Here is a 14256-nt window from a genome sequence, read left to right on the forward strand (position 1 = left end):
AGCATTTCTTATGTCGCCTGATTAGATTAATTCCAGGATGTTCTCCAGTTCTTCCATGGAAAGGTCATCATCTCCGAGATCGCTCGGGGTCAATTCTCCATTTTCTTTTGACATGCAATGCCCAATAATGCTGAGCAAGTGATTCCGATAGCTGTCTGCCAATTTCAAAATGGTTTCTTCCTTATACTGGAGACTGCTGTAACCAAAACTGATCTGGAGCTTTCCATCCTCGATCATGCCGGAAATATCCAACAAGAATGCTCTCTCCGATTCTGGACTGAAAAGCTGACCCGTACCAAGTGGCGAGAAAGTAAGTCCGCCTGATTTTACATCCGAATCAAATTGTCCGAGGTAGTTAAAGCTGATTTCCGGTTGCAGGCTAAATTGCAGGGATGGACGCAGCTTATCCGCCGTCATCGTGCGTAAAATCTCGTAGCCAATTCCTTTTTTCGGAATATGGCGTAAGTCCTCTTTGATTTGCTTGATTTGGTATGACAAGTCCTTTGATTTTTCCATATCAAGCACGACAGGGAACTGGGATGTGAACCACCCAATCGTTCTGGTCACATTCATTTCATTCTGAATATCTTCGCGACCGTGACCTTCCAGGTTGATGACAGCGTAGTTGGTATTTGCCCACTCTTTCACGGTTAATCCCAACGCAGTCAGCAACAGGTCATTTATTTCGGTGTGATAGGCATGATGAACGTGACGTAAAAGGTTTTCTGTCTCTTGAGCTGTCAACTCGATCTTCGCTGTACGGGTGTGCTTTTGTTTACGATCTGCTGTAACAAAATCGGTTGGCAACTTTTCTGCCGTGGTCACGCTCTCGAGGTTGTGCCAATACGCAGCTTCACGTAAAAGCTCGTCACTCTCTGCATAATCTTGCAATTGAGCCGACCAATCCTTGAATGAATCTGTCTTTTTCGGCAAGACGATCTCCTGATTGTGGAGAGCCTGCGAATAGGCAGATGAAAAATCTTCAAACAAGATGCGCCATGAGACACCATCCACGACCAGATGATGAATGGCAATCAGTAAATGGTCCCCTTCAGTTGTAGAGAAGAGTGCCAAGTGGACGAGTGGTCCCTGTTCCAAATCGATACTGCTTTGGATATGATCAGACAACTCCAAAATACGAGCTGCGCTATTTGCATGATCTTTCAAGTCATACGAATGGAAGCGGAATCGCTCACCTGTCAGCGCTCGATTGATTTGCGTGATTGTCTCATTCTCCAGTTTGTAAATCATGCGCAACGCATCGTGGTGCTCGACGATTTTGTAGAACGCCTGCTGAACAAGTCCCGGATCAAAGCCATCCTCTCGGAACAGCATGACAGCCTGATTCCAGTGATGACGGTCAGTGAAATTGCATTCGAAGAACCACTTCTGGATGGGCGTCAAGCCAATCTCGCCTTCTACTACTCCCTGATCGCTCTCTCTGGTGTTCGGTATGACATGGGCAGCAACTTGTTCAATGGTCGGATATTGGAACAGTTCCTTCATTGCCAGCGTCCACCCTGATGCGTGCAATCGCGTGGATACCTGAATGGCTTTGATGGAATCTCCGCCCAATTCAAAGAAGTTGTCTTTCATTCCCACTTGCTGAATTCCCAATACCTCTTCCCAGGTCGTTGCAAGTAAATGTTCCAGTTCGTTTTGCGGTGCTTCATATTCTCTGCCCGATTTCTCTTCGTGGCTTGGCTTCGGCAATGCTTTGCGGTCAATTTTGTCATTTGGTGTCAACGGCATTTTATCCAACTGAACAAAGAAGGAGGGAACCATATAATTTGGCAATTCTTTTCCCATGAATTCTCGCAGTTGAGCCGGACTTGCTTCCCCATCAGCTACATAGTATGCGCACAGGTAAGGTTGCCCCTGGTCATCCAAATGTGTGATGGCTGCTGCCTCAATAATCGTCTCAAATTTCAACAGAGCACTCTCGACTTCGCCAAGCTCTACCCGATGACCGCGCACCTTCACTTGATGATCGATTCTGCCGAGATACTCGATATTTCCGTCTGGAAGCCATTTCGCCAGATCCCCGGTGCGATACATTTTCTCTCCTGGCACAAACGGATTGTCGACGAATTTTTCTGCCGTCAATTCTGGTCGATTCCAATATCCTCTGGCGAGCGACACCCCGCTGATGCACAATTCACCTATTTGACCGACTGTCTTCAATTGCATTTGTTCATCCACGATGAACAGCTTCGTATTCTGAATAGGTTTGCCAATCGTAATGCTCTGACTAACTGGTTCATGCGGCAAAGCTTTCCAGAGTGTCGCGCAAACCGTACTCTCTGTCGGGCCGTAGCCATTGATATAGGTCACTTTCTCTTTCCATTGCTCTACCAATGCGGTAGATGCTGCTGATCCAGCAGTAATCAGGATACGCAATGACGGCATACGGTCAGGCTCAAGATAAATGGCATACGTCGGCGGCAACGTGAGAATAGTAATTCCGTTTTTGTGGACGTATTCCTCAAATTTGCGGAAATCATTGATCGTATCGCGGGAGATGATATACAAGCTCGCTCCTGTCAAAAGAGCTATAAACATATCCCACACCGATGCGTCAAAAGAGATACTTGCAAAATGCCCTGGCCGATCTTGTGGCGTTACGCCAAGTTGATTCCTGAACACCGCTTGCAGATTGGCCGCTCCTTTGTGCTCCAGCATGACGCCCTTTGGATTGCCAGTGGTACCGGACGTGTAAATGATATAGGCAAGATCAGACGGCTTGTTGATGCAAAGCAGATTGTCTGTATGCCACGAATAGCTCCCTGCGTCGTCCAAATCGATAATTTCTGCCTGACTGGACACCTTGTGGGTCAGATGATTATGAGTTAGCACGTGCTTCGCTTGACTGTCCTCGATCATGTACCGGATTCTTTCCTCGGGATAATCCGGATCGACCGGCAAAAAGGCGCCGCCAGCTTTTAAAATGGCGAGTGTGGCAATGGCCATTTCCAAGGAACGTTCTACCATCATGACGACGATTTGCGATGGCCCTACTCCTCTTTCACGCAATACGGTGGCTAGCTGGTTCGCTCTTTCATTGAGCTCTTGGTACGTCATCTGATTCTCTTCGAATACAACGGCCGTTTGATCAGGCGTATTTGCTGCCAGTTCCTCAAAGAGCTGTTGTATGGTCTGGTTTTCCGTGTACTCTCTGTCTGTATGATTGAACTCCACCAGCAACAACTGCTTTTCTTCTGCCGTCAGCATTTCAATCGCTTGAAGTTGCTTATCAGGTTCTGCCGTAACATTTCGTAGAATTTGCATGAAATGACGCGACATTCTGTCTACGGTGTCTCTTCTAAACAGCTTGGTGCTGTACTCCAGTCGCAGCAATAGGTCTGTTTCCCGTTCAGTCAGGTGAAAAGACAGGTCGAACTTTGAAATGGCAAGCGCGCTCGTCGATTCATAAGGATGATAGGTCAGTTGACCCAGTCTTTTTTGGTACAGTTCGTCGGTTTGCAGAATGAACATGGTATCAAAAAGTGGATTGCGTCCCGGATCACGTTGAATGCCAATCTTTTCAACCAGACTCTCCAACGGATAATCCTGATGATCATAGGCATCCAGGGCATTCTGCTTGACTTCCATCAGAAACTCCTTGAAGGTCTTCTCTGCTGTCGGTTTGTTTCTGATTGCTAGCGTATTGACGAACATACCGACAATCGGTTCGAGCTCAGCACGTGTCTTGCCGGAGATTGGCGTTCCGACAACGATATCATCCTGCGCCGTATACTTCGAAAGCAGCAAATTGTAGGCGGCTAGCAAAACCATAAACATTGTCGTTTTCGTTTCCGCAGCCAGCGCGTGTAAAGCTTCCAGCAGAGGTCTATCGGTAGCAAGTACGATTTGATCACCCTCAAAGCTTTTCACAGCTGGGCGTGGAAAATCTGTCGGAATCTCCAAGACAGTGTTATGCCCCTCAAACGCATGGCGCCAATATTCTTCCTGCTTTTTGAAGTCATCTGACTCGTTAAAGCCTTTTTGCCAGACAGAAAAGTCTTTGTATTGGATACGCAGCTCCGGTAATTGTCTGCCTTGGTACAATTCCGCCAATTCATTGAAAATAATCGTGATAGACGAGGCATCCGAAGCAATATGATGCATGTCATACAAGAGAAGATGACGTTCATCCGAGATTTGCACGAGCCCCATGCGCAGCAGTGGCGGAACAGCCAGATCAAATGGACGGACAAACGCATGGAAAATTTCATCGATCTGATCTTCTTCTGCACGCTGATACTCCATTTCCACTTTCACGTGGTCATGAATTTTTTGGACTAGCTGATCTCCTACCATCTCAAAGGAGGTTCTCCATATTTCGTGACGATCTACCAATGCTTGCAGTGCATGCACCAATTGATCGCGATCCAGTTGACCCTCTAGCATGATCATCCCAGGCGTATTGTAGCTGATACCCGCGCCTTCCAACTGATGGAGCACGTACATCCGCTGTTGGGCAGATGCTACCGGGTAGTAATCTTGTGGTTCTGCTGGTTGAATCGATGCATCTGGCGCATTCTCACTGTTTGCTATCAGACTGGACAAGGCTCGAACGGTGGGCTGTTCAAAGAAATGCTTCAAAGGAAGATCGGTTTGAAACTCCCGATGCACATGCGCCACTATCGTCATAGCTTTTAAAGAATGTCCACCCAGCTCAAAAAAGTTATCCATCACTCCGATACCGGAGATGCCAAGGACGTTTTCCCAAATCTTTGCCAGTGTTGCCTCTACTTCATTAGCAGGCGCGACATACTCCACACCTGTTGTAGGCTTTCCTTCAGGCTTCGGCAGTGCTTTGCGATCGATCTTGCCATTTGGCGTGAGCGGGAAAGCATCCAGTTGAACGAGATAGGTCGGTACCATATACGCTGGCAGTTCTTGAGATAGATGTGTTCGAAGCGCCGCTTCCGAGATGTTGTCTTTTCCGGTGAAATAGGCAGTCAGATACGCGTCTCCGCTTCCATCCTGATAAGCAACGACAATCGCTTCATTTGTCGTTTCATAGCTGAGAAGAACCGATTCTATCTCCCCGATCTCAATCCGGTATCCTCTCACTTTTACTTGTTCATCCAGGCGTCCTGCGAATTCAATCGTGCCGTCAGGGAGCCATCTGCCAAGGTCGCCGGTCTTGTACATGCGTTCACCTGGCTCAAATGGATTGGAAACAAACTTCTCTTCGGTAAGTTCCGGTTTGTTCCAATATCCGCGTGCCAAACCGAGTCCGCCTATACATATCTCTCCCACTACACCGATTGGTAGCAGCTGGTGCGAATGGTCCACGATGTATATGCTTGTGTTTGCTATTGGCCGTCCAATGGTGATCGGAGCATCCGGGAGCGTATCGCACAGATAGGTGGCGATAACACTGCTTTCTGTCGGACCGTACGCATTGACAGCAATCATCTGCGGATTCATCTCTTTGCACATCTCAACTAACTTCGGTGATAGCTTTTCTCCCCCGAGCACGGCCATTTTCATCGGACTGATTTCATCGGTGGTGCTGCATTCCAAGATCGCTTGGAACAAACTTGGCACGCATAACGTGTAGCTGCAGCTCCATGTTGAGATTAGGTTTTTGAGCGCTATCGGATCTTTGGCTTCTTCATCCTTCGTCAAGACAACAGTTGAACCGGATAGAATCAACGCAAAGAAGGTAAGGACAAAACCATCAAAGGCAAAGGATAGAGCCAACAAACCTCTGTCATGGACAGATAAGGCAAACTCTTCTTTGTTCCACGTCACACTGTTGACAATACCGCGGTGCTCCACCATAACGCCTTTTGGCCTACCTGTCGTACCCGATGTGTAAATGATATAAGCCAAATTGGTAGCCGTATGAATCGGGTCAAGATTTGTGGTGATCCGAGAATAGTTACTCGTATCCTCCAGATACAGGCATTCCACTCCAGCAACAACCATTGTTCCAAGATGCTCTTGGGTAAGCAGCAAACGAGCTTCGCAATCTTCGAGCATGTAAGCAATGCGATCATTCGGATATTCTGGATCGATAGGCACGTATGCTCCGCCAGCCTTGAGAATGGCGAGGATTCCGATCACCATCTCCAAGGAACGATTTGTCATAATCCCAACTCGTTCGTCAGCCTTTACTCCTTTTTTCCGTAATGTACGAGCAAGCTGATTGGCTTTCTTATTGAGCTCCAGATATGTCAACTGTTTGTCCCCGCAAACCAGCGCGATTTGATCAGGGGTTTTCAGTACTTGTTCTTCAAATAGCTGTGGAAGTGTGCTTTCCAACTCAACAGGCTTGAATGTGTCATTGAAATGGACCAGCAATTCCTGCTTTTCTTGCTCGGTGAGCATCTCCATCTGATAGAGAGCCAAGTCCGTGTTCGTGATGACTTGTTGCAAGATTTGGATGTAATGACGCGACATTCGTTCGATGGTCTCCTGCTTGAACAGCTTGGTGCAAAATTCGAAGCAGAACATGAGACCTGCATGGTTTTGGGTTGCTTCGAGCGACAAGTCGAATTTCGCCATTTTGCCCTCTGGCACGAAAGGTGTCACTGTCATGCCTTCGATCTTGATCGGATCGGCATCCATGTTTTGCAAAATGAACAAGGTGTCAAACAATGGATTGCGGCTTCGATTTCGATTGACCGCCAGCTTTTCAACGAGTTCCTCAAACGGGTATTCCCCATGCTCAAATGCAGCGAGTGTATTGTCCTTCACTTCTCGTAAAAATTGCTTGAAGCTTTTGGTTGCCACCGGCTGATTTCTCATTGCCAGCGTGTTGACGAACATACCCGTTATGCTTTCGGTGTCAGGGTGCGTTCTTCCAGCTGTCACGGTTCCGACTACCATGTCTTCTTGCCCGGAGTATTTTGCGAGTAAAACATGATAGGCTGCCATGAGCACCATGTAGAGCGTAGTCCCCGTATCGGCCGCCACTCGTTGCAAGCCATCTAGCAGCTGTTTTTCTGTGCGGAATGAATAACGTATCCCCTCAAAACTTTGAACAGACGGTCGAGAGTAGTCCAAAGGCAGATTCAAAACAGGAATTTCACCAGCGAATCGCTCGGTCCAAAACGCTTCCTGTTTTCTGTATTCGTCTGTCTGTGCCAGACCCTTTTCCCAATCCGCGAAGTCTTTATATTGAATGCGTTGCTCTGGCAAGGATTTGTCTTGATAGAGCTGTGCAAGATCGTTCAGGATGATTTGCGAAGACACTCCGTCTGAGATGATATGGTGCATATCGATGATCATGACATGGCGCCGCTCTCCCAGTTTGACCAGTCCAACCCGACTTAATGGAGCCTTTTCCAAATCAAACGGACGCATGAAATCCGTGATGACTTGATTCAAACGTTCTTCTGCCGCTTCCATGTAAGTGATTGGCAGTTTGCATTCCTGATGGATGCGTTGAACCAGCTCACCGTTGATGGTATGGAAGGAGGTTCGCAGCGATTCATGACGACTCACCAGATTGGAAATGGCATACTCCAGCTGCTGCACATTCAATTCCCCATCGAGTACCGTCACAACGGGCAGATTGTACACCGTACTATCCGGATCGAGCTGGTTTAAAATCAGCATGCGTTTTTGCGCTGAGGATACAGGATAGTGCTCTTGCATGACGACCCGCGGAATAGCGAGATACGTTCCTTCCTCTTCACCTTCCACATACTTGGCGATTTCTTGAATGGTTGGTCTATCAAACAACACGCGAAGCGGAACATCTGCTTGGCAGTCTTTTTGCATCCGGGAAATGAGATGAATCGCCTTTAGCGAATGACCCCCCAGTGTGAAAAAATTATCCCGAATGCCAATCGGGGACACGCCGAGTACGTTTTCCCATATGGCTGCCATTTTCTGTTCCAGTTCGGTTGTCGGAGCGAGGTAATCCGCTCCCGTAAAAGCATTCCCCTCAGGTACGGGCAAGGCTCTTCTGTCTGTTTTTCCATTAGGTGTGACTGGAATCCGCTCCAAGTTCATAAAGAAGGAAGGGATCATATACTCTGGCAGCGTTCGTGATAAGTAAGCACGCAGCTCCTCGTTACTGACTTCGTCTGTCAAAACGACATAGGCGCACAAATACTTTCCGCCTGTCTCATCCGTTCTATCGATGACCACGGCTTCCTTAATCAATGCGTGGTTGAGCAAGTGCGATTCAATCTCTCCCAGCTCGATACGATGACCCCTGATTTTTACCTGATGGTCGATTCGCCCTAAAAACTCGATATTGCCATCTGGCAGCCAACGAGCGAGGTCACCCGTTCGATACATTCTTTCTCCTGATTGATACGGGTTCTCGAGAAACTTCTCCGCAGTCAGCTCTGGATTGTGCAAATACCCTCGCCCTACGTTCGCACCAGAGATATACAGTTCCCCAACAATGCCGTCTGGTTTCATCTGCAGCTTTTCATCCAGGATATAAATGCCTGTGTTACTGATCGGTTTTCCGATTGGTGGCAGCTCTGGAATATCCATGCTTGGGTCCATCGTGTAGGTGGTTACCACATGTGTCTCCGACGGCCCGTAATGATTGTGTAAAAATACGTAATGGTTCCGCAGATATTTCTGTAGCTCATGAGTGACGACGAGCTGTTCCCCGGCTGTGATAATGTGCTTGACACAACGCGGGAAGCTTTGCGCATAATCTTTTTCGTTAAAGATAAATTTCAAGAAGGATACAGGGAGGGACAAAATGCTGATCTGTTTTTCCTGGATAAAGGCAAACAGTTTTTCTACATGACGTCTCATCTCATTCGTGATGAGATAGAGCTGTCCCCCGGAAAGCAGCGTGGAGAAAATCTCCTGGTAGCAAACATCAAAGCTGCATGTGGTATACTGCAATACTTTTTCATGAAAATCGATGTTGGTCTTGGTAAACGTAAAGTGCATCAGATTTGCCATGTTTTTATGCTCAAGCATGACGCCTTTTGGTTTCCCTGTCGTTCCTGAAGTGTAGATAATATAAAACAAGTCATCTGGATGATTGATCGTTTCGACAGATGCACTACTCTCTTCCCAGATGGCTGGAGCGCTGATATCTATTTTTTCAGTAGAAGTAGTGACTTTCTCTAGTAGATGATGCTGGGTCACTACCAATTGAATCCCGCTATGCTCGAGCATGTAGGCAATTCGTTCTTCTGGCAGTTCTGGATCAATCGGTACAAACGCACCACCAGCTTTCAAAACCCCAAGAATTCCTACAATCATCTCGATGGAGCGATCCATCATCGTACCAACCAGACTGTCTGCAGCAATCCCTTTTCCTCTCAAAAATCTGGCGAGCTGATTGGACTTTTCATCTAGCTCCCGATACGTCAACTGCTGTTCTCCGAATATGACAGCAACCTGATCGGGTGTCCTTTCCACCTGTTCCATAAAGAGCTCGTGCATGGTTTTTGCTGGATAAGCCGCTGAAGTATCGAGGTTTCTGTCCATTAGCTGTTGTTTTTCAGCTTCTGTCAGCAAGGTAACCTGTTGAATCGTGACCTTCGGATTGTTTGCCACGCAAGCCGCAATCTGATTGAGATGTCCAGCCATTTTTTGGATAAAGGCTTCATCGAAAACAGCAGCATTATAATCAAACCGCATCGCAATCTCTTCTTTGGGCATTACCATGACAGTCATGTCATAATTGGTAGGCTCAAACATCTCGACATCAGAAATAGTAAAGCCTACTTGCTGTGTCGAGGCCTTTTTCTGCAAGGCCTCAACCAACGGATAGTTTTCGATGACCATCAGGTGATCGATCAAATCTTGCTTCAATACGGAATCGTTTTGAATATCGTACAAAGGCACATGCTCATATGACTGGGATTGCAGTGTTCTTTGGTGCACAGCCTGTATCAAGTCGGCAAAGGTTTGATCGTTTTTCGCTTGAATGCGGAATGGAATGGTATTGATGAACAACCCAACCATTTTGTCGATTCCGACGATTTCAGTTGGTCGCCCGGCTACAACAGAACCGAATAGCACATCATTCGTAGCGTTATAGGATTGGAGGAGAATCCCCCATAAGGTTTGAATCACAGTCGGCAATGTCACTTGATTTTGACTTGCGATCGCAGAAAGCTGCTGCGTCAGCATGCTGTCCAGCACAAAACGATATTGTGCAGGTAGAAAGGCATTGCTAGAAGACTTCCCAAACTTCGGCAAGGAAGTTTGCTGTTCAAATTGTCCCAGATAGTCTCTCCAATATGCGAGAGCAGCCTCTTTATCTTGCTTTTCCAGCCAACGAATAAATTGGCTGTATGGCTGCACCGGATCGAGGGCAATTGGAGCCCCGTTCTTTAAGGATAAATAGACGGAAAGCAGGTCATCAAAAATAATGCTAAAGCACCAACCATCCATGAGTATGTGATGAAAGCTCCAGATGATTTGGAATTCGCTCTCCGTCATTTGGAAAATAGCCACTCTCATCAACGAATCTTTCGCCAGATGAAAGGTTTTCTCTTGGTCATTCCTTTTGTATTGTGTGTAGCGATGCTGCTTTTCTTGCTCGTCGTATGCAGTTAAATCGCAAAATAGGATGGGAATGGGCCGTTCCTTCAAGACAACCTGCAAAGGCTGCTTTATTTTTTCATAGAGAAACAGCGTGCGGAACACATCATATCTCTCTACCAGCACATGCAAGCTATTGGTAAACAAACCAACATCAAGATCGCCCTGAATCGAAATGGACATCTGTACAAGATGAGAGTTATGTTCTTCATCTAGCAAGGCGTGAAATAACATTCCCTCTTGCATGGGCGTCAATAAATACATATCTTGTACTTGTTCTTTGCTAAAAACACTCATTCCGGCACCTCGATATCAACTGTATTTGTCATATTTTCATAATAATGTAAGTCAAGAACATGTTTTTGCCCACAAAATATTAGCAAGCGCTTATTTAGTTAAGTGTATTGGCAAGTAATTCAAAGATGTCGTCCATTTCTTCCATTTGAAGTCCTTTCATACTAAAGTCACTGGGAGTCCGTTCGACTTCTTTTTTCTGCAAGCAATGAGTGATGATCGCCCGGAGATGTTTTCGATAGCTCTCACTCAGTTGATGAATGGACTCTTCTCTAAACTGCTCCTCGCTGTAAGTAAACGTGATGAGAAGCTCTCCACCTTCCATTCTTCCTGTAATATTCAAGGCGGTATAAATCTCGGAATCGGGACTCAGATTGTTCTTTCCATCAGCACCGAGCGAGTTACCTGAACTATACGGAGAACGGGTAAACAATTCGTTGTTAAGGCCTGAGTCAAATTGACCCAAGTAGTTAAACGTCACTTCGGGAGACAAGGAATAGGACAAGGAACGTCGTTTTTCCGGTTCTGTCATATATTTTAAAATTTCATAGCCAATGCCTTTATTGGGGATCTTCCTCAAGTTTTCTTTCGTGCATTTGATATGTTCAGGTAAGTGATTCATTTGACTCAAATCTAGTAAAACTGGATATTGGGACGTAAACCATCCGATTGTTCTTGTCACGTTAGCGTGTTCGATCACATCCTCGCGTCCGTGCCCTTCCAGATTAATCACGATTTGGTCAAGCCTGCTCCACTCTGCAACGGCCAGCCCCAACGCTGCCAGTAACAAATCATTAATTTCTGTTTGATAAGCAGAATTGGCCTGCTTCAACAATTGTTCGGATTCCTCTGCTAACAATCCGACCTGTATGTTGCGGATACTCTTCTGTTTGCAGCCATTCGTTTCATAGTCTTTCGGAAGGGAAGCATGCCTAGCTTCTGATTCAAGATTCTCCCAATACGGGATTTCTCTCACCAACTCATCACTATTTGCATACTCGTTCAGCCATACTGCCCAATTTTTAAAAGAATCCGTTTTTTCTGGGAGAACGATTTCTTTTCCTGCTAGAACTTGACTGTAGGCAGTTGCTAGATCCTCAAACAGAATGCGCCAAGAGATTCCATCCACGACTAAATGATGGATGGCCAAAAACAAATGATCGCCTTGGAGCGTATGAAACAGCGCTGCCTTTACCAACTGTCCCTCTTCTAAATTCATGCTGCTATGCAAACGTTTCGTCTCTTCTTCGATTGCTTGCTGGACATCCGAATGCGAGGTCAGATCATATTGAAGGAAATCGTATAATTCGCTACCCAATCCTCGATTCTGTTGAACGATTCTCCCATTCTCGTTCCGATAGACCATGCGTAGCGCGTCATGATGCGAAAGGATTTTATCTAAGGCCTTACGGATGGCTTCAGGCTCAAATCCCTGTTCACGATACAACACATACGATTGATTCCAATGAAACATATTTGTAAAGTTCTTTTCAAAGAACCATTGTTGTATGGGCGTTAAGGTAACAGGGCCTTCGATGATTCCCTGCTCGCTTCTCCTCGTCGTACTTTTGACATAGAGAGCAACCTGCGAAATTGTCGGGTAATTCAGCAAATCTTTCGTGTCTAGTTTTAGTTGATAGGCATGCAAACGAGCAGCGACCTGGATCGCTTGAATGGAATCCCCACCAAGTGAGTAAAAATTATCGCGAATTCCAATTTTCTCGATTCCCAATACCTCTTGCCAAACGGTTGCGAGAATCGATTCTGTCTGATTTCTGGGAGGTTCGTAAGCAGGATTTGTCTCAGCAGTAACATCAGGTTCTGGCAATGCTTTGCGATCAATTTTGTCATTCGGCGTGAGCGGCATTTTATCCAGCTTCACGAAATAAGAAGGAAGCATGTACGCAGGTAGCTTTTGAGCGGCAAATTCTCTGATCTGCGCAGGAGTTACTTCCAGTTGCGAAATATAGTAAGCGCACAAATAGGGTTGATCGTGTTGGTCTTCCCTAGCGATTACCACTGCCTCTTTTATTTGTTCATGTTTCAGCAAAACGGACTCGATTTCTCCCAACTCAATCCGATGACCCCTGATTTTCACCTGATGATCGATTCTGCCGAGAAACTCGATTTCTCCATTCGGCAGCCATTTGGCCAGGTCACCTGTCCTATACATCTTCTCTCCTGGAACAAACGGATTATCTACAAATTTTTCGGCGGTCAAATCTGGACGATTCCAGTATCCTCTGGCTAAGCCTACTCCACCTATGCATAATTCGCCTTCACTGCCAATTGGCTGCAAATGTAGCTCTTCATTGACAATATAAGCGTACGTATTTTGAATCGGTTTACCGATTGGGATCGTTTGGTTGAGGAGCACATTGGAAGGTGCTTCCCATATGGTCGCGCAAATGCTTGTTTCCGTAGGTCCGTATGCATTCACGTACCTAACTTTATTTTTCCATCTATTTACTAAAGGGAAGTTAGCAGCTGAACCTGCCGTAATCATGATGCGAAGTGTTGTAAAATGATCTGGGTTGAGGTGAGTCAAATAAGTGGGTGGCAACGTGATGATGGTCAATTCATTTTTATTCAAATAGTTTTCAAAACTGATGAAATCATGAATCGTCTGTTTGGAAAGGATGTAGAGGCTGGCACCGGTTAGTAAAGCCATGAACATTTCCCATACCGATGCGTCAAAAGACATGCTGGCAAACTGTCCAATCCTGTCTGCAGGTGTTACACCGAACGTATTTTGAAAGAATGATTGCAAATTAGCGATCCCTTTATGCTCCAGCATGGTTCCTTTCGGCTTGCCGGTTGTGCCTGAAGTATAGATGACATACGCCATATCAGTAGGTTTGCTTGGCAAGTGAAGATTGGAATCCGAGCGAGAATCCAGCTGTTCTTCCTCGAGTACGACTACAGGACCACGGTATCCGACGTCATAAACAAGGTTACTGACGTTTTTCTGGGTGATGACGATTTTGGTTTGACTGTCTTGCAGGATATATTGAATCCGATCTCGGGGATATTCGATATCGATGGGAACATACGCTCCGCCAGCCTTGAGGATGGCCAGAATAGCTATCACATTTTCAATGGATTTCTCCATCATCACACCGACGATGCTATCTGTTGTTATCCCTTTTTCGATCAGTGCTCTTGCTAATTGGTTAGCCTTCCTGTTGAGCTCCTGGTAAGTTAATCGCTCATTTTCATAAACGATGGCAACTCGGTGTGGCACAGCTTCTGCCTGTTCCTCGAACAACTGATGAATCGACTTATCCTGTGGATATTCAGCCTTTGTATCATTAAACAAGGCTACCTGTTCTTTTTCCCGCTCCAAGTCGATGAGATTGGTATGATTTCCCAACATGTGTCCCCTCCGATAATTGGCAAACTTTTGTCTATCATGAAGTGTGACAATAAAATGTGATGGCCAAACAGGTAAACGAAACTGCAAGGAAA

2 protein-coding genes are annotated in these 14256 nt (G+C 46.1%); both read right to left on the reverse strand.

The window, feature by feature from the left end; translation table 11 throughout:
- Positions 1-21: 21 nt before the first annotated feature.
- Positions 22-10791, reverse strand: coding sequence for a tyrocidine non-ribosomal peptide synthetase TycB (gene tycB, locus HPY27_RS06025; protein WP_174224577.1), 10770 nt, complete (start codon positions 10789-10791; stop codon positions 22-24).
- A 94-nt stretch (positions 10792-10885) separates the two neighbouring features.
- Complete coding sequence (tycA, locus tag HPY27_RS06030) at positions 10886-14164, reverse strand: tyrocidine non-ribosomal peptide synthetase TycA (protein ID WP_174224578.1); 3279 nt, start codon at positions 14162-14164, stop codon at positions 10886-10888.
- Between the last annotated feature and the right edge of the window lie 92 nt (positions 14165-14256).

This window comes from Brevibacillus sp. HB1.1 (assembly GCF_013332445.1).
GTDB classification, from domain to species: Bacteria; Bacillota; Bacilli; order Brevibacillales; family Brevibacillaceae; genus Brevibacillus; species Brevibacillus porteri.

Excerpts from the sequence above, each read along its gene's own strand:
- tycB (WP_174224577.1), bottom strand. The coding sequence starts at position 10,791 with ATGAGTGTTTTTAGCAAAGAACAAGTACAAGATATGTATTTATTGACG.
- tycA (WP_174224578.1), bottom strand. The coding sequence starts at position 14,164 with ATGTTGGGAAATCATACCAATCTCATCGACTTGGAGCGGGAAAAAGAA.